This is a genomic window from Vibrio sp. SSH13-20 (assembly GCF_040104475.1).
GTDB classification, from domain to species: domain Bacteria; phylum Pseudomonadota; class Gammaproteobacteria; order Enterobacterales; family Vibrionaceae; genus Vibrio; species Vibrio harveyi.
The window spans coordinates 455,521-473,177 of sequence record NZ_JBECOU010000002.1 but is presented as its reverse complement, the minus strand read 5'-3'; the positions used below and the strand labels follow the sequence as shown (position 1 = coordinate 473,177).

Here is a 17,657-nt window from a genome sequence, read left to right as displayed (position 1 = left end):
ATGGTAGACAGCGGAAACTCATACGGCGAACGCGTATCCCGACTAGTAGGTTGGGGGCATTGGTTTGCATTCTTCAACATCGTCGCTTCGATGTTGATAGGTACACGCTATATCGTTCAATCGCCTTGGCCAGAAACCCTGATGGGTCAATTCTATTTGGCGGTTTCGTGGGTGGGGCATTTTGGTTTTCTTGTTTTTGCTCTGTACTTATTGGTTCTATTTCCGCTGACGTTTGTCCTGCCATCTAGGAAACTCTTCCGTTTGGTGGCAGTGATATTTGCTACGGTTGGTCAAACCGTGCTGCTGATTGATACTCAAGCGTATCAATCAATTAATCTGCACCTAAACCCTGTGGTTTGGGAGTTGTTGTTTAGCGAAGATAAAAGCGCACTCAGCTCAGATCTCCAACATTTATTTGTTGTGATGCCGCTGATCTTCCTTGTTCAACTCGCTTTATCTGAATGGGTATGGCGTAAACAGCGCAAACTTTCTCATAAACACGTTGGTCGACCATTGGCCGCCGTGTTCTTCTTAAGCTTCATCGCAAGCCATTTGGTTTACATCTGGGCTGATGCTTACTTCTACAATCCTATTACCAGCCAACGCTCTAACTTCCCACTGTCATACCCTATGACGGCGAAGAGCTTTATGGAAAAACACGGTCTTCTTGACCGCGAAGAGTACCTAAAACGCTTAGCTGAGAACCAAGGTAATATTGATTTAGTAAGCTACCCACTAGAGAAGCTAGAATTCAATCGTCGTGTTAACAAGTTAAACGTGCTGATGATCAGCGTGAACAACTTACGTGCCGACGCATTGAATCAAGACGAAATGCCGAACTTGTACCAGTTCGCACAAGACAATCAAAACTTTGTTAATCATTACAGTTCGAGCAATGATACATACGGTGCATTTGGGTTGTTCTATGGTTTACCGAGTAGCTACGCAAGTAGTATCAAAGCTCAAGGTAGCGCACCAGTTATGCTAGATGTACTGAAAGATCAGGGTTATAGCTTTGGTTTATTCAGTGGCAATGGCTTTGAAGAAGACTTGTATTCTGAAGTTATCTTCCGCGGCTTAAACTTGGCAAACTCACTCGATGGAAGCCAAGCTCATACCGATCCACAATCTATTTCTGCTTGGAACACATGGCTAACAGAGCAAGCCCAGCAGCCTTGGTTTAGCTTCATTGAAGTGACAACCGTTGATAACTTCGAATCAGAAACGATGGCAGCAAATGAAGAGCTCCCTGCTAGCGAGCGATTCAAGCAAGCTTACGAGCAAGCGGTAAAATCGGCTGATAAAACAGTTGCGAAGATCATCGCAGACCTAGAAGAAAAGCAACTGCTTGCAAACACGATTGTGGTTATTACCTCAAACCATGGTAGCGAGTTCAACGAAACCAATACCAACAGTTGGGGCGCAAACAGCAACTACAGCAGATATCAACTGCAAGTGCCTATGGTTATCCATTGGCCAGGTATGCTACCAGCGGAATTTACCCACAGTACAAGCCACTTAGACTTGTCAGTGACACTGTTGCAAGACATGCTGGGCGTATCTTCAAACCCATACGATTACAGCAGCGGGCGTAATTTGTTTGATGAAAGTCGCCGTCGTTGGATCTTAGCCGGCGATACACGTGAAATCGCACTGATCACCGGCTCTCAAACGACCGTTATCGATAAGTTTGGTAACTACAAGCTGTACGATGACAATTACAAGCGTTTGCGCGAAACATCGCCTAAACTGCCTGTTCTAATGCAAGGTTTGACAGAGCTTCAACGCTTCTATTCTAAAAGCAATTAATTGAACAAAAGCTCTCCACCCGGAGAGCTTTTTTGATTCTTTTCTCCACAAACAACACAAAATCGTGCACTAAACGTCCAAACGATTCATTTTAGGGTTTACAAGATTTTCAAAGCCTTATATTATGCGCCTCAACAACGGAGAGATGGCTGAGTGGTTGAAAGCACCGGTCTTGAAAACCGGCATACGTTAATAGCGTATCTAGGGTTCAAATCCCTATCTCTCCGCCACATTTAGAAAGCCCGTTGAGAAATCAGCGGGCTTTCGTCGTTTTAGCGCTCGGAGAATTACGGGATTTCTAAATCCCTAGTTGAGCGCACCCCCGGACTAGGCGTCCCCGCACTCAGCCACATTTAAAAAGCTCGTCGAGAAATCAACGAGCTTTTATCATTTTAGCGCTCGGAGAATTACGGGGTTTCTAAATCCCTAGTTGAGTACAACCTCGATACGTAGCCACTCTTAGAAATGTTCGTTGCGATGCGAATCAAAAAGAGTGCCACTACTCCAAACATTTATCACTCCTCAACTGATAAGAAAAAAGCCCACAACCTGAAGTGTAGGTGTACCTTGAGAATGACTTACATTTATTATTAGGCGAATTATAAGGTGTTTATAACTGTTGCTAAGGTTACAGCTAACCTAATATTCATCTCGGCAAATGACAGGACTCTCTTTCTGGCATGTGCTAAATCCATCTATTTGTTGCTTAGACAACGTCAAAGGCTAGGAAAATAAAAAGGGAAAGGATTCCCATCTTAACACCCCAATCAAGTGTAAAACCCGTTAATTATTGATGTCGTCTTCATCGCATTCCCGCGACTTGGTTAACCCTTCTTGATTTTGCTTTTCATGCAAAGCTTCGATTAACTTTTTATCAACTTCTGCAAAATATAGGTCTTCGATTGCTTTCTCCCGCAAACGCAGCTTTTCCGTAAAATCCATACGCTGCCGCCTCTTTTTTGACAATACTCACCTTAAGTATAGGTCTTAGGCTTGCCACAATAAAAAAGGTGAGACATCAGTGCCTCACCTTTCACAATCATTGGTTCTACTATCGTGGTTTATATACGCTTTCTGCGGCATTGATAAGCTGCATGTGAATGGGTACTAAATCTGAGTGATTACTTCGATACCCACCACCAACAACAGCGGCAACAGGAATCCCTTTATCTTTCATCAACTGCATTATGAAACGGTCTCGTTCATATATCCCTTGCGTGGATACGTCAAAATAACCAAGTTCATCGTCGGTATGTATATCTACACCCGCATCATAGATAACCATATCCGGGCGGTGCAGGTTGAGCGCCATTTCAACCACTTCTTTAAACGTCATTAAGAAAGTATCGTCACTGGTTCCTCGGCTCAACGGAACGTCGAGATCTGAATCCGGTTTCCTCGCGGGAAAGTTCTTATCACAATGGAAAGACAGGGTGATGATATCAAGCTCGTCTGCACATAAAGTTGCAGTACCATCACCGTGGTGCACATCGCTATCAATAATAAGCACTTTGTCTACGTGCTCTGTCTCCAGCATGTGTTTTGCCGCGATCACCAAATCATTGAATAGACAAAAACCACTTCCAAAATCTTTATGCGCATGATGGTAGCCACCGCTAAGGTGAATCGCGACACCGTGCTCTAATGCCTTTTCTGCAGTCAAAACGGTGCCCGCTGTCGACATAAGCGTCCGCGAGACTAAGGTCTCACTCCAAGGAAATCCTATTCGACGCATTTTAGCTGCCGGCATATCGCCACTAACAAGCAAATCCACATACTCCCCACTATGAACCAGCTTGATCTCATCCACGTTAAGCGGTTGAGGTTGGGAAAATTCGATATGTTGTCCCCAATCTTGTTGAACCAACTTGTCCTTCACCGCTTGATAAAGGTATTGGTACTTCATAATTGGATAACGGTGACCTTCCGGCAGTTCCAGTTGTGAGTAGATGGGATGATAGATCAGTGGCAACATGAGACATTCTTTTCAACAATCATTGTGAAATAGTACCAACTCCAAGAGTTGATTAAAAAGGAAATTAATTGATAATGATTTTCAATATCAATTAATTTCCTTTCATTATGAACAAAACGTTATATACGATCCTTGGCGCTTTCTTTGGCTCTTTTTGCGCGATATCGCTTTTCATGTCAATGATGGTTGGAGCTTGGTGGCTGGTTGATTTTATTGCTCTGAGCTAACACAATGATCTTACTTCTATATCACCTAATTGAATCACACAGATAGGCACACCCATGAGTCAGACAGTCTTTATCACCGGAGCAAATCGCGGCATAGGCTTGAGCCTAACAACACTGTATTTACAACAAGGTGCTCACGTACATGCGACCAGTCGCAATCTAGCAGAAAGCAAAGATCTGCAAGCGTTAGCATCAAACTATGACACGTTAACTTTGCATGAGTTAGACGTCACCAATTACGACGATGTTACTGAGTTAGCTAACCAACTCCCTGCTATCGATCTGCTGATCAACAATGCTGGGTATTACGGGCCGAAAGGTTATGGTTTTGGAAATACAGACGTTGATGAATGGCGTCAAGTATTCGAGATAAATACGATCGCGCCCTTAAAGCTTGTCGAGAGCTTCTATCCTGTAATGAAAAAAGGGATAACTAAGAAGATCGCATGTATCTCTTCTAAAGTTGGCAGCATGACAGAAAATACCTCTGGAGGTGGTTACATCTATCGCTCTTCTAAAGCTGCACTAAACTCAGTAGTAAAAAGCTTAAGTAATGATTTAACAGGAGAAGGTTTTACCGTACTCGCCCTACACCCAGGCTGGGTACAAACAGCAATGGGCGGACCAAACGCCCTTATCGATACTCAAACCTCCGCAGCAGGTCTTGCAAAAGTAATAGAGCAAAGCTCGCAGGAAAACTCTGGTCAGTTCATCAACTACGACGGAACCATGCTTCCTTGGTAATCTTTCGCAATCAATAGATTAAAGTTGGGTCACGACAATCTAATCGTGTCGTGATCTTTCTATCCCCCCTTCTTTATCTCATCACTTTACTTGAATTTCACTCATTCCTATCCAGACTTAGTGAGGATATCGACCACTAAGGAGAGTAACCATGGCTGCAGATAAAGATCTGGTCAATTTCAGTGAAGATCATGAACTCAATTACTGCTTGAGAAGTGCAGGTAAACGTCAAACTCAAGCGAACCGAGACACGCTTGTCGACTTGGGACGACAAGTAAAGCAAGATTTAGGAAAGCGTGTTTTAACGCAAGATGATGTGCGCGGTGCGATACAAAGTAATGGGGAGCTATTTGATTAGCAGCGATCCATAAATGATAAAAAGCGGCACTCCAGGTGCCGCTTCGCTTATTGATTATTTAGACACTTTCTACCTAAGTAACCTCGAGATGCTAGGTTCAGCGAGAATGACTTGGTTTGTAGACGCGACGGCGATTTAAAGGTTTAGTGGGTCTAAATCAAGAATCGGCAACAAAGTATACAAGCCAAGACCCTTATATTTGCAAAGAGTGCCCTTTGGGAGCGTGTCTTTGACTCGCTTTTTTAGTCAAACAAATGGCTACGTCAAACAACTTGGAAAGAGCTGGCTATTACGCTGCGTTGTTTTCCTTGACCTCGAATCAATGACAACGCTCTGAATCCTGCATCTTGAAGTCACTTGGGTATACGTTTGCCTGTACTCGACTTTGATGTGCTCTTTTTGGAATAGCTGCGCTTCTTGCGTTTAAATGCAGGACGCTCGACTTTAGGAAGGTGACGTAAAGAATCTGGAATAGGACCGGACTTCACCTCGCCCATCAAACCATCGATACGTTGCTCTAACGCCTGCATAAAAGGTTGATAAGCTTGATTTCGCTCTGCCATACCCTGCAATTGGTGTTCCCAATGTGCTGTCATATCGGGATAAGTCGAGTCCATCGGCAAAGCATGGATCAAACCACGACCTGCTGGTGAGCTTAAAATCGACTTTCCCTGACGCGTTAAAAGTTGGCGCTTAAACAAGGTGTCTAAAATACCGGCTCTGGTCGCTTCTGTTCCCAAACCGTCTGTATCGCGTAAGATCTTCTTCAGTTCTTTGTCTGCTACGTAACGCGCAATCCCAGTCATCGCTTGCAGCAATGTCGCTTCAGTAAAATGCTTTGGAGGTTCTGTCTTACGGTCTTTAATTTCCCCTTCCCGACACGTCAGTACCGTACCTTCTTGTAATGGCGGTACAGCATCGATGCCCTCGTCCTCTTTGTCCGTTTTCCCCATGAGTGCTTTCCACCCCGGAGAAACCAACTGGCGACCTTTAGCGATAAACGTGCCACCAGCGATATCAAATACAAGCTTCGCTTCTGCGTAAATGGCAGCTGGATAGAATTGCATTAAATATTGACGTGCAATGAGTTGATACACCTTCATCTCATTACCTGACAACGCGTTCACATTTGCTTGTTTAGGCGTTGGGATAATTGCGTGGTGAGCATCAACTTTTTTGTCGTTCCACGCTTTGGACTTAATTGACAAATCCGCACCTTGCACCGCACTTTGTAGCTCTTTGGCATTGTTGGAGATAGCAGAGGTAACAGAACCCGCTTGTGCGTAATGCTCCATAGGCAAGTAACGACAATCCGAACGCGGGTAAGTGATCAACTTATGTTTTTCATAGAGAGCCTGACAGGTATCTAGTACTTGTTGTGCGCTCATCCCATAACGTTTAGCAGCATCGATTTGTAACGCAGATAGTGAATAGGGAAGCGGAGCCGATTGCTTGGTTTGCTTTTGTTCTGATTCGGTCACTTTGGCGGGCTGATTGGCAATGCGATTCGCCACGTTCTCTACGAGCTTTCTACTCAGAACGCGCCCCTCTTCGTCTTGCCATGGTTTACACGCCTCACTAGGTTTCCAACGCGCACGTATATCAAACGAACCATTTTGATCTTGATATGGAATTAAAGCATGCAGCGTGAAGTAGTCTTTCGGCACAAAGTTCTCGATTTCTTCGTCACGACGCACCACCAGACCTAACACTGGAGTTTGCACCCGCCCTACTGACAAAACACCTTGATAGCCCGCTTTTTGGCCCAGCAAAGTGTAAGCACGCGACATGTTCATTCCGTAAAGCCAATCGGCTCGAGAACGCGCCAAAGCAGAAACAGAAAGAGGAATAAAGTCGCGGTTACTGCGCATCGAGCTTAAGGCTCGTTTTACTGCAGGCAAGTTCAAGTCCGAAATCAACAATCGTTGAGTGGCTTCTTTTTTGGTTTTGGAGAGTTTGCAATAGTCCAGAACCTCATCCACTAACAGTTGCCCTTCTCGATCAGGGTCTCCTGCATGAATGACCTCCGTAGCCTCTTTGAGAAGTTTACGGATCACTGTGAGTTGTTTACTGGCACTCTTCCTCGGTCTCAGTTGCCATTGCTGTGGAACAATCGGTAAATCAGCCAGATTCCATTTCTTATACCGTTCGTCATAAGCGTCAGGTTCTACTTGCTCTAACAGGTGACCAATACACCAAGTTACGACATCGCCGTTTCCACAGCGGATAAAGCCTTGATCTTTCTTTTGAGGATTTGGCAACGCAGCCGCTATAGCGCGACCTAGACTTGGTTTTTCAGCAATAAACAGACGAGACATAAAGTTCAGAAAATCAAAACAATGAGGGGGACATTATCTAATGTCCCCCTAACAAATCAAGAAAAACTGTACAGATGAACAGTGATAAGGTCACGATTCTAGATTATTGAAACTCAACGAATTGAGACAGTTCACGCTCTGGCACTTTCATTGGCGTACAACCAGGGGTGCCTAAATACAGGAAGCCTACGATTTGGTCTTTGCCTTCAAGACCAAACGCTTGATGTACTTCTGGATGGAACATCCACTTTCCTGAACGCCAAAAGCCTTGGAAACCTTGGGCAACCGCCGCCATTTGCATCGCTTGCACCGCACAACCTGCAGACAGATATTGTTCCAGTTCTGGGACTTTTTCGTGTTCTGTCACTTTAGCAATCACAGTGATAACCATAGGCGCGCGAAAAGGCGCGTTTTTCACTTTTTCTATCACCGCGTCTTCGCTGTTTTCAGCTTCTGCTGCTCTCACAAGGATATCTGACAACTTTTTAAGACCATCCCCTTGAGCAATAACAAAACGCCAAGGCGTCAATCCTGCGTGATCTGGCGCTCGCAGACCTGCACGAATGATATTTTCTAGAGCTTGCCCTTCTGGTGCAGGCTCAGACAACTTGGCAATAGAACGGCGGTTGAGCAAAAGATCGAGAGCTTCCATGAACAAGTCCTTATTAGGTGAGTTATTATTTTTACGCGTTCACTTTAGCATAATCCACTTTGGCAAATAACACTCTGTTTTATAGGGTTTAAAACCATAAAAAAAGCTGCGCACAAGGCGCAGCCACAAAAGGTTAAGAATGAAAAAGATCCGTCACAGATAACTACAGTTTTACAGCAAGTTTGACGCCTTGACGGATAGCGCGCACCGCATCAAGTTCTCCTGCATGATCTGCGCCGCCAATAATATGCAGTTTTTCACCAAGCTCGTGCCACTTGTCTTCAAATGGACGAACCGACTCTTGCCCGGCACAAATCACCACTTTATCTGCAGCTAACAATTGTTCTTTGCCATTCACATGAATGTGCAAACCAGTATCATCTATCTTGTCGTAAGACACGCCACCATATAAGTGAACACCGCGTTTCTCTAATGTGCGTTTATGAATCCAACCCGTAGTTTTACCCGGACCTTTCCCGACACGACCTTTACGACGTTGTAGAACCCATACTTCTTTATCACTAACAGCATCGGGATAAGGGTATAAACCGCCCGGTTGAGACATCTCTTTGTCGATTCCCCATTCGTGTAGCCAATCATCCAGCGTCTGACCAACTGGTTCAGTGAGCATGGTGGCTACATCGACACCAATACCACCAGCACCAACAATGGCAACTTTCTCGCCTACAGGAGTTTTATCTCGAATGAGTGTTTGATAGTCGATCACTTTTTCTGGATTATCGATGCCATCAATTTTAACTTTACGAGGTTCTACACCCGAAGCCATCACCACTTCATCGTATTCGGTCAATAAGTCATAGTTAGCTTCTGTTTCTAGGTGAAGGTTAACGCCCGTTTCCTCAATGCGATTTGCAAAGTAACGAATCGTTTCACGGAATTCTTCTTTGCCCGGGATTTGCATCGCTAAGCGGAACTGCCCTCCAATGCGGTCATTTTTCTCAAACAGATCCACTTTGTGTCCACGCTCAGCCAATGTAGTAGCACACGCAAGACCGGCAGGACCCGCCCCAATAACTGCAATGTTTTTCTTCTTGAATGCGGGCTCTACGACAATTTCTGTTTCATAACAGGCGAGCGGATTGACCAAACAGCTCGCTCGCTTGCCTTTAAATACGTTATCCAGACACGCTTGGTTGCAACCAATGCAAGTATTAATCAATTGGGACTTCTCTTGTTCAGCCTTAGCGACAAAGTAAGGATCAGCTAAGAAAGGTCGCGCCATTGATACCATATCAGCGTGTCCAGAAGAGAGAATACGTTCAGCTTCGTCAGGGGTATTGATTCGGTTACAAGTAATAATAGGAACCGAAACGTGAGGTTTGACTTTTTCAGTAACCCAAGTAAACGCACCTCGCGGAACTTGAGTCGCAATCGTTGGGATACGAGCCTCGTGCCAACCGATACCAGTATTGATGATGGTTACACCCGCTTCTTCTAGTGCCTTTGCCAGTTCAATCACATCATCAAAGGTGCTGCCTTGCTCAACCAAATCAAGCATAGAGAGTCGGAAAATAATAATGAACTTTTCACCAACCGCTTTGCGCACCGCTTTGACAATTTCAACCGGGAAACGCATGCGTTTTTTGTAGCTGCCGCCCCACTCGTCATAACGCATGTTGGTGCGCTTACATAAAAACTGGTTAATCAAATAACCTTCAGAGCCCATCAGTTCCACGCCATCGTAACCCGCAAGCTGTGCCAATTCAGCACTGTTAGCAAAAGCGTCGATGGTCTTTTTGATCTGACGTTCGCTCATTTCACTAGGTGCAAATTTTGCGATCGGAGCTTTGATTCCCGAAGCACTTTGCGCGAATGGGTGCATCGCATAACGTCCGGCATGAAGAATTTGCAAAGCGATTTTGCCACCATGTTTATGTACGGCTTCTGTCACAACCTGGTGTGCCTTAGCGTGTTTCGGCTTACTAAACTCGGCACTCAAAGGGTGTAGTCGACCACGTAAGTTTGGAGAAAAACCACCCGTCACGATAAGACCTACACCGCCCTTCGCACGCTCTTCATAGAACGCCGCAAGCTTTTGTAGTCCTTCTTTGTGTTCTTCTAAACCGGTGTGCATTGATCCCATCAAGACGCGGTTTCGTAGCTGTGTAAAACCTAAGTCCAATGGTTTTAACAAATTTGGGTACATGGCAGACATCACTAAACATCCATTTTTATTGTTGTGGTCTGACCACAGTACGCCGCAAAAACCAAAAAATCAAACAAGCGTTTACATTTTTGCAACACACGTCAATCTCGCGCTAAACTATGCCAATTGTTGAATGAGCGTGATAAGCTAAAAAAATTGTTATCTTTTGAGATCTTAGAGATAAGACCCCATACTTTGTACTATTAGGGAATGACTATCTCGTTATGGAGACAAGATGAAAAAAATCTTCCAATTTATTGGTCTGATATTTAAGGGAATATGGAAAGCCATTACCTTTGTCAGACTTGCTCTGGCAAATTTGATCTTCCTAGTGATGATTGCCGTCTTTTACTTTGCTTTTACATACACTGGTGAAGGTCAACCTACTGTTGAAAAAGAATCGGCTCTTGTGATGAACCTTTCTGGTCCTATCGTCGAGCAGCGCCGTTATGTTAATCCGATGGACTCCGTCGCAGGTTCAATCCTAGGTAACGAAATTCCGAAAGAAAACGTACTCTTCGATATCGTCGATACCATTCGTTACGCCAAAGACGATCCGAAAGTTTCTGGCTTAGTCCTAGCTTTACGCGATATGCCGGAAACCAACCTGACCAAGCTTCGCTACATCGCCAAAGCGTTGAACGAATTTAAAACGTCAGGCAAGCCTGTCTATGCCGTCGGGGACTTCTACAACCAGAGCCAATACTACCTGGCAAGTTATGCAGATAAAGTGTTCCTAGCACCTGATGGTGGCGTGTTGATCAAGGGTTACAGCTCTTACTCAATGTACTACAAAACCTTGTTAGAGAAGCTAGACGTATCAACACACGTATTCCGTGTTGGTACCTACAAATCCGCAATTGAGCCCTTCATCCGTGACGATATGTCTGATGCAGCGAAAGAATCAGCAACACGCTGGATAACGCAACTTTGGAGTGCCTTTGTCGATGACGTTGCGACTAACCGTAACATTGATGCAAAAGTACTAAACCCAACAATGGATGAGCTCCTTGCTGAAATGAAATCCGTTGATGGTGATCTTGCACAACTTGCTGTGAAAATGGGTCTAGTAGATGAACTTGCAACGCGTCAAGACGTTCGAAAGTTATTCGCAAAAGAATTTGGTAGTGATGGCAAGGACAGTTACAACGCAATTGGTTACTACGATTACCTAGCGACCATGCGCCCTAACTTAATGCCGTCTGAAAATGACATTGCTGTTGTCGTCGCGAGCGGTGCGATTATGGATGGTCAGCAACCACGTGGCACGGTTGGTGGCGATACGGTTGCAAGCCTACTGCGCCAAGCTCGTAATGACGACAAGGTAAAAGCAGTCGTACTTCGAGTGGACAGCCCTGGCGGTAGTGCATTTGCTTCAGAAGTGATCCGTAATGAAGTGGAAGCGCTTAAAGAAGCAGGTAAACCTGTGGTCGTATCTATGTCTAGCCTTGCAGCTTCAGGTGGTTACTGGATCTCAATGAGCGCAGACAAGATCGTTGCTCAACCAACAACACTGACAGGCTCAATTGGTATCTTCAGTGTGATCACTACATTTGAAAAAGGCTTCACTAAACTTGGTATCAGCACCGATGGCGTAGGCACTTCACCATTCTCAGGTGACGGTATCACAACGGGATTGTCTGAAGGTGCGTCTCAAGCATTCCAGCTTGGCATTGAGCACGGTTACAAGCGCTTTATTTCACTGGTGGGGTCCAACCGTGATATGTCTGTGGAAGACGTCGACAAAGTGGCGCAAGGTCGAGTTTGGACAGGTCAAGACGCAATGTCATTCGGCTTGGTGGACCAAATGGGTGACTTCGATGATGCGGTAGAACTGGCTGCGAAATTAGCAGAAGTCGACAACTACGATATCTACTGGGTCGAAGAGCCACTATCGCCAACAGAACAACTGATCCAAGAGTTTATGAATCAGGTCAAAGTATCTCTCGGTATCGACGCGACTGCGTTTTTACCAAAGAGCCTTCAACCTGTCGCTCAACAATTTGAGCAAGACGCAAGCATGCTGCAAAGCTTTAACGATCCAAAAGGTCAATATGCGTTCTGTTTGAACTGCCAAGTGCAATAGCTTTCCTAGCTTAGCCAAAAAGGGGCGTCTCTGTGCGAGATGCCCCTTTTTATTAGGTTTCATTTCGCTATAATCCCCGCCACTGTTCCCCTACATGAAGTAAAGTAGAACGATGACTAGAAAACATATCTACATCGCTTACACCGGTGGCACCATCGGTATGCAAAAATCGGATCACGGCTACGTGCCTGTGGCTGGCTTTATGGAAAAGCAACTAGCCAGTATGCCCGAGTTCCACCGTCCAGAAATGCCGGAATACACTATCCACGAGTACGAACCACTGATCGACTCTTCAGATATGACGCCTGCTGACTGGCAGCAAATCGCAGACGACATCCGTGACAACTACGAAAAATATGATGGTTTTGTGATTTTGCATGGTACTGACACCATGGCATACACCGCTTCAGCCTTGTCTTTCATGTTGGAAAATTTAGGTAAGCCCGTTATCGTGACAGGCTCACAGATTCCGTTGGCTGAGCTACGCTCAGACGGACAAGCAAACCTCCTTAATGCCCTGCACATTGCGGCCAACTACCCAATCAACGAAGTAACACTGTTCTTCAACAACCAGTTGATGCGTGGTAACCGTAGTACCAAATCTCACGCAGATGGATTCAATGCCTTTACTTCACCTAACCTGCCACCGCTTTTGGAAGCAGGGATCAATATCCAAATCAGTAACAATGTTACGGTTGGTGCAAAACCAGAAGGTGAGTTCAAAGTACACAACATCACGCCACAGCCAATTGGTGTGATCACCATGTACCCTGGCATTTCACACGAAGTAATCCGGAACACGCTACGCCAACCAGTTAACGCTATGATCCTGTTGACGTTCGGTGTAGGTAACGCACCACAAAACCCTGAGCTACTTGGCCATTTAAAAGAAGCCTCAGAACGTGGAGTGATCGTCGTAAACCTGACTCAATGTTTGGCAGGTAAAGTGAACATGGGCGGCTATGCGACAGGTTGTGCCCTGGCAGATTCTGGCGTGATCAGCGGCTTTGATATGACACCAGAAGCGGCACTTGCGAAACTTCACTATCTTCTAAGCCAAAACTTGTCGTATGAAGAGATCAAACTGAAGATGCAAGAAGTGCTTCGAGGTGAAATGAGTCTATAACACGTTCATGACTCCACCGAACACGAAAAAGCCCAATCGAAATGATTGGGCTTTTTACATCTAAAAGGTGAATCAGTTGAGGTTTGGATTAACTCGAACGATGTCACTCTCTTCTTGTTTAAACTGTTTTTTCAATTCTTGCTTGGACTTAAAGCTGATTTCACCACCAGCGGCAACCGTCATATGTTGAGCTTCAGTATTATGTTTTGATTGATACAACATCACAGCTTGCATACATGAGTCTCGCTGCTCTTGAGAAAGTGGTGTACCCTCGGGCCATCTACCTGTTTCTACTGCGTAAACCAATCGATCATAGACTTCTGGAGTTATCGCATCTAATAATTGTTCTGCGTCCATAATGTACCTTCTTATTACATTCTATTTACAGAACATAACGGTATAGAAAACAGAGTCAAGAACCTGAAAATGAATTGGTGTAACGGATCACAAGCAAAACCATGAAACGAACATACTGGTTACTAGCAAGCCTTTTCAGCCTAACATTAACTGGCTGCTTTGAAGGCAATGTCACAACGGAAGAATTGTGTCAAAACAACCCCAAACTTCGCTGCGAGAAGTTAAATATGGACGATGGTCAATGTCGAATTCCGCGAACGAATCTTGTCTGGCATCGTTTTGAATTGCTCAAGAGCCCGACCGAAGCCAATCAAGTGATCGAATATGGCTTGGTGGCAGAGTACCGCAAGTGTCTAGAACTCGCTTCGCAAATCACGCCTATCGATCAAAGTGCGTTAAAACGTAAACGCTTTGATGCCTTGGTGCACAGCATTGATGAACTAGATCGCATTGTGAATGAACTCAAAGGTACAAAAGACCCTGCCACTCTCTATTTTTTATGGTCGCAAACAGGTGACACACAAGCTCGCCGACAGTTTTTACAAATGGAAGGTTCGCCAGAACTGAATACAGCAGAAATGCAATACGCCTTGGCAACGTTCTATACCAACCGCGATCAGCAAAAAACATTAACATTACTTCATAATTCACTATCGATGTCGAATGAGGACAACTTAAACCCTGAGATTTTAAAATCCTTAGCAAGCATCAACCAAGGTCAGGGAAACAAAGCACAAGCGTACTTGTGGGCAATGGTGGCTAAACGCTTCGATGTTCCCCTTGCAGATGAGCAGCAGTTAAAACGCATGTTCAACTTTGCACAGCCAGAGAAATATGAACAATTAGACGATCTTGCTAAATCAATATCTAAGGCAATAGAGAAAGGAAATTATTCACCAAGGATGATTCCAAGCGATTTATAAAATAAAAAAACTCCCATTCATATAGGGAGTTTTTTTATTTGTAGAGTAATCGTTTGTCTTATATTAATTGAAAGGATGAAACATTCTTTCAGTCCAAAATGGCGTTATTGGTCGGATTTGTTGAAAATTAACGACACTGAGTTTACACAATAGCGTTCGCCTGTTGTTTGCGGTCCATCTTCAAAAACGTGACCTAAATGGCTGTCACAAGCCGCACATCGGATCTCTGTACGAACCATTCCGTGACTTAGATCTTTTAGATAGCGCACCGCGGTATCATTAATTGGTGCATCAAAACTTGGCCATCCACACCCTGAATCGTACTTGTTATCGGAGATAAATAGAGGGGCATCACAACATGTGCAGGTATACACACCTGTGTCTTTATTGTGAAGCAGTTTACCGCTGAACGGAGCCTCTGTACCATGCTCACGACACACGCGAAACTCTTCCTCTGAAAGCTGCTCACGCCACTGTTCATCGGACTTCGTTACTTTTCTTCCGCTTTGTTCTACCAATTTCTGTTCCTTATTTCTTATTTTTGGCAATGACTTTTTTAGCAAAAAACTTGCTTCTCGTAACAGTTGTAGCACATACTTTCTCACCAGGACACCATGTGTAATTAATTTGATACGAGTTCTTATCTCGAAAGTTATATTACGCCAACTGGAATGTAGAATAACCAGTTAAAAGTTTAAAAAACGAGCATTTGCGAAGAATTGTTAAAAAAAGCGTCGCTTTTTTTTGACTTTAAACAAGTTAAGTCCGATTATCTGTTGCAGATGTTTACTGGATTTTGTAATTTTACTACCAGTTATCTTTAATCAGAAATTAAGTTGTGGAGCAACTATAATGACTATCAAAGTAGGTATTAACGGTTTTGGCCGTATCGGTCGTTTCGTATTCCGTGCAGCGCAAGAGCGCAACGACATCGAAGTTGTAGGTATTAACGACCTTATCGACGTAGATTACATGGCATACATGCTTAAGTACGACTCAACTCACGGTCGTTTCAACGGTACTGTTGAAGTTGAAGGCGGTAACCTAATCGTTAACGGTAAAACTGTACGTGTAACTGCAGAGCGCAACCCAGAAGACCTAAAATGGGACGCAATCGGTGTTGACGTAGTAGCTGAAGCAACTGGTCTTTTCCTAACTGACGAGACTGCACGTAAGCACATCACTGCTGGCGCGAAGAAAGTTGTTCTAACTGGTCCTTCAAAAGACGCTACTCCAATGTTCGTAATGGGCGTTAACCACGCTACTTACGCTGGTCAAGACATCGTTTCTAACGCTTCTTGTACTACTAACTGTCTAGCGCCTATCGCTAAAGTTCTTAACGACAAGTTCGGTATCGAATCTGGTCTTATGACTACAGTTCACGCTACTACAGCAACTCAAAAAACTGTAGACGGTCCTTCTGCTAAAGACTGGCGCGGTGGTCGTGGTGCTTCTCAAAACATCATCCCATCATCAACTGGTGCTGCTAAAGCTGTAGGCGTTGTTCTTCCAGAACTAAACGGCAAACTAACTGGTATGGCTTTCCGCGTACCAACAGCTAACGTTTCTGTAGTTGACCTAACAGTTAACCTAAAAGAAGGCGCATCTTACGAAGCTATCTGTGCAGCAATGAAAGAAGCTTCTGAAGGCGAACTAGCTGGCGTACTAGGCTACACTGAAGACCAAGTTGTTTCTCAAGACTTCATCGGCGAAGTTCAAACTTCAGTATTCGATGCTAAAGCTGGTATCGCTCTAACTGATAACTTCGTTAAAGTTGTATCTTGGTACGACAACGAAATCGGTTACTCAAACAAAGTTCTAGACCTAATCGCTCACATCTCTAAGTAATTAGACAGTTAGCAATTAGCGAATAACTTCGTTAAAGAAAAGGCGGCTCTAGAGTCGCCTTTTTTGTATCTGGAATTTGAGAGAATATAAAATCGATATAACATCTGTTCTGCAAGTATCGACAACGCTCTCCCCCAGCTATAGGAAATAACACATGGATTTAAAAACTCTCCCAGCACTCACTGTGTTATCTGACAACGTCACTATCGTTGAAGTTGATCAGGTTAAAGTCGTCCGCGTTATTCATGAGAAAGCAACGGCAGGCATCGCGCTACATGGCGGTCACGTTGTGTCATTTACACCAGCGGGTAAAGAAGACCTCATCTGGATGAGTGAGAAAGCAATTTTTGATGGTAAAGCAGCACTTCGCGGTGGTATTCCTGTCTGTTGGCCTTGGTTTGGTCGCATTGCGGCACCGGCTCATGGCTTTGCTCGCACGGCGGAATGGGAACTAGTTGAACACCGCGAAAATGATAATGGCGTGATCGTTGAACTCGCTCTATTCCCAACTGAAGAAACTCACGACATCTGGCCACACATGTTTGATGCTCGCTTGATGGTTGAAATCAGCGACCAATTGAAAGTGACATTAAAAGTCACCAACATCGATGATGCAGAGTGGACATTCTCTGGTGCACTGCATACCTACTTAAACGTTGGTGATATCAAGCAAGCACAAACAACAGGCATGGGACCTGAATACATCGACAGCTTAAAAGAAGGTGAAATCTGCCAAGGCGGTGATGTCCTTCAACTGACTGATACGATTGACCGTGTTTACACTCAACCAGAAGCACAAATCTTGGTGAAAGACGCGGTACTGAATCGCACACTAAGTGTAGAAAACCAAGGTCATAACTCTGCGGTATTGTGGAACCCTTGGGCTACAGGCGCACAAGGTATGGGTGATATGGCAGACAATGGTTACGAGACCATGCTGTGTGTTGAGTCCACGGTACATGCACCAAGTATCAAGCAAGGCAAAACCTTGCAGCCAGGCGAGACTCACGAGCTTATTACTGTGATTTCTGCCCATTAACACTACTCAAAGGTCGGTTCAACCGACC

General features: G+C 44.6%; 15 protein-coding genes and 1 tRNA gene. 9 read left to right on the top strand and 7 right to left on the bottom strand.

All coding sequences use genetic code 11. The features are described 5' to 3' along the window. The gene (locus ABMY42_RS07380) at positions 1 to 1,809 is read left to right on the top strand and encodes a DUF3413 domain-containing protein (RefSeq protein WP_272759731.1); all 1,809 of its coding nucleotides are present in this window, start codon (positions 1 to 3) and stop codon (positions 1,807 to 1,809) included. Between the two features lie 139 nt (positions 1,810 to 1,948). Further along, positions 1,949 to 2,039, top strand: a tRNA-Ser gene (locus ABMY42_RS07375). Between the two features lie 553 nt (positions 2,040 to 2,592). Here the strand turns inward: ABMY42_RS07375 and ABMY42_RS07370 are convergent. Both ABMY42_RS07370 and ABMY42_RS07365 read right to left on the bottom strand, forming a co-directional pair. Further along, a complete protein-coding gene (locus ABMY42_RS07370; protein ID WP_005444649.1) occupies positions 2,593 to 2,751 on the bottom strand; it encodes a hypothetical protein in 159 nt (52 codons plus the stop codon). A gap of 109 nt (positions 2,752 to 2,860) precedes the next feature. Then, positions 2,861 to 3,784, bottom strand: coding sequence for a histone deacetylase (locus ABMY42_RS07365; RefSeq protein WP_017189346.1), 924 nt, complete (start codon positions 3,782 to 3,784; stop codon positions 2,861 to 2,863). Between the two features lie 281 nt (positions 3,785 to 4,065). On the opposite strand from ABMY42_RS07365, the gene ABMY42_RS07360 reads away from it, so the two are divergent. Next, a complete protein-coding gene (locus ABMY42_RS07360; protein WP_069687405.1) occupies positions 4,066 to 4,755 on the top strand; it encodes an SDR family oxidoreductase in 690 nt (229 codons plus the stop codon). A gap of 151 nt (positions 4,756 to 4,906) precedes the next feature. Continuing rightward, positions 4,907 to 5,113, top strand: coding sequence for a hypothetical protein (locus ABMY42_RS07355; RefSeq protein ID WP_005444646.1), 207 nt, complete (start codon positions 4,907 to 4,909; stop codon positions 5,111 to 5,113). 353 nt (positions 5,114 to 5,466) lie between these two features. On the opposite strand, the gene ABMY42_RS07350 is transcribed toward ABMY42_RS07355, so the two are convergent. The 3 genes from ABMY42_RS07350 to ABMY42_RS07340 form a co-directional block, all read right to left on the bottom strand. Continuing rightward, the gene (locus ABMY42_RS07350; RefSeq protein ID WP_017817824.1) at positions 5,467 to 7,431 is read right to left on the bottom strand and encodes a DNA topoisomerase III; all 1,965 of its coding nucleotides are present in this window, start codon (positions 7,429 to 7,431) and stop codon (positions 5,467 to 5,469) included. Positions 7,432 to 7,534: 103 nt separating this feature from the next. Further along, a complete protein-coding gene (locus ABMY42_RS07345) occupies positions 7,535 to 8,083 on the bottom strand; it encodes an NAD(P)H nitroreductase (protein ID WP_005444644.1) in 549 nt (182 codons plus the stop codon). Between the two features lie 163 nt (positions 8,084 to 8,246). Next, positions 8,247 to 10,259 carry an NADPH-dependent 2,4-dienoyl-CoA reductase gene (locus ABMY42_RS07340; RefSeq protein WP_009698533.1) on the bottom strand — a complete coding sequence of 671 codons (2,013 nt, stop codon included), beginning with the start codon at positions 10,257 to 10,259 and terminating at the stop codon, positions 8,247 to 8,249. 226 nt (positions 10,260 to 10,485) lie between these two features. Here ABMY42_RS07340 and sppA point away from each other — a divergent pair, with 226 nt between their 5' ends. Then, a complete protein-coding gene (gene sppA / locus ABMY42_RS07335; RefSeq protein ID WP_005444641.1) occupies positions 10,486 to 12,336 on the top strand; it encodes a signal peptide peptidase SppA in 1,851 nt (616 codons plus the stop codon). A 112-nt stretch (positions 12,337 to 12,448) separates the two neighbouring features. After that, the gene (gene ansA / locus ABMY42_RS07330; protein ID WP_005444639.1) at positions 12,449 to 13,462 is read left to right on the top strand and encodes an asparaginase; all 1,014 of its coding nucleotides are present in this window, start codon (positions 12,449 to 12,451) and stop codon (positions 13,460 to 13,462) included. Positions 13,463 to 13,534: 72 nt separating this feature from the next. Here the strand turns inward: ansA and ABMY42_RS07325 are convergent, their stop codons facing one another. Beyond that, entirely contained in the window at positions 13,535 to 13,819 is a 285-nt protein-coding gene (locus ABMY42_RS07325; RefSeq protein ID WP_005444637.1) for a DUF1315 family protein, read from the bottom strand. 101 nt (positions 13,820 to 13,920) lie between these two features. Here ABMY42_RS07325 and ABMY42_RS07320 point away from each other — a divergent pair, with 101 nt between their 5' ends. After that, on the top strand, positions 13,921 to 14,742 hold the full coding sequence (locus tag ABMY42_RS07320; protein ID WP_005444635.1) for a DUF2989 domain-containing protein: 822 nt from the start codon (positions 13,921 to 13,923) through the stop codon (positions 14,740 to 14,742). A 104-nt stretch (positions 14,743 to 14,846) separates the two neighbouring features. Here ABMY42_RS07320 and msrB read toward each other — a convergent pair whose 3' ends face one another. Further along, on the bottom strand, positions 14,847 to 15,260 hold the full coding sequence (gene msrB / locus ABMY42_RS07315) for a peptide-methionine (R)-S-oxide reductase MsrB (protein WP_005452043.1): 414 nt from the start codon (positions 15,258 to 15,260) through the stop codon (positions 14,847 to 14,849). A 334-nt stretch (positions 15,261 to 15,594) separates the two neighbouring features. On the opposite strand from msrB, the gene gap reads away from it, so the two are divergent. Together gap and ABMY42_RS07305 are read left to right on the top strand one after the other, a co-directional pair. Next, positions 15,595 to 16,590, top strand: a complete 996-nt coding sequence (gene gap / locus ABMY42_RS07310; protein WP_005452046.1) for a type I glyceraldehyde-3-phosphate dehydrogenase — start codon at positions 15,595 to 15,597, stop codon at positions 16,588 to 16,590. Positions 16,591 to 16,744: 154 nt separating this feature from the next. Then, the gene (locus ABMY42_RS07305; RefSeq protein WP_005452049.1) at positions 16,745 to 17,629 is read left to right on the top strand and encodes a D-hexose-6-phosphate mutarotase; all 885 of its coding nucleotides are present in this window, start codon (positions 16,745 to 16,747) and stop codon (positions 17,627 to 17,629) included. The last annotated feature ends 28 nt before the right edge of the window (positions 17,630 to 17,657 follow it).

Coding starts and splice junctions, on each gene's coding strand:
- ABMY42_RS07305 (WP_005452049.1), top strand. CDS start 16,745: ATGGATTTAAAAACTCTCCCAGCACTCACTGTGTTATCTGACAACGTC.
- ABMY42_RS07345 (WP_005444644.1), bottom strand. CDS start 8,083: ATGGAAGCTCTCGATCTTTTGCTCAACCGCCGTTCTATTGCCAAGTTG.
- sppA (WP_005444641.1), top strand. CDS start 10,486: ATGAAAAAAATCTTCCAATTTATTGGTCTGATATTTAAGGGAATATGG.
- gap (WP_005452046.1), top strand. CDS start 15,595: ATGACTATCAAAGTAGGTATTAACGGTTTTGGCCGTATCGGTCGTTTC.
- ABMY42_RS07355 (WP_005444646.1), top strand. CDS start 4,907: ATGGCTGCAGATAAAGATCTGGTCAATTTCAGTGAAGATCATGAACTC.
- ABMY42_RS07365 (WP_017189346.1), bottom strand. CDS start 3,784: ATGTTGCCACTGATCTATCATCCCATCTACTCACAACTGGAACTGCCG.
- ABMY42_RS07370 (WP_005444649.1), bottom strand. CDS start 2,751: ATGGATTTTACGGAAAAGCTGCGTTTGCGGGAGAAAGCAATCGAAGAC.
- ansA (WP_005444639.1), top strand. CDS start 12,449: ATGACTAGAAAACATATCTACATCGCTTACACCGGTGGCACCATCGGT.
- ABMY42_RS07325 (WP_005444637.1), bottom strand. CDS start 13,819: ATGGACGCAGAACAATTATTAGATGCGATAACTCCAGAAGTCTATGAT.
- ABMY42_RS07380 (WP_272759731.1), top strand. CDS start 1: ATGGTAGACAGCGGAAACTCATACGGCGAACGCGTATCCCGACTAGTA.
- ABMY42_RS07340 (WP_009698533.1), bottom strand. CDS start 10,259: ATGTCTGCCATGTACCCAAATTTGTTAAAACCATTGGACTTAGGTTTT.
- ABMY42_RS07320 (WP_005444635.1), top strand. CDS start 13,921: ATGAAACGAACATACTGGTTACTAGCAAGCCTTTTCAGCCTAACATTA.
- ABMY42_RS07360 (WP_069687405.1), top strand. CDS start 4,066: ATGAGTCAGACAGTCTTTATCACCGGAGCAAATCGCGGCATAGGCTTG.
- ABMY42_RS07350 (WP_017817824.1), bottom strand. CDS start 7,431: ATGTCTCGTCTGTTTATTGCTGAAAAACCAAGTCTAGGTCGCGCTATA.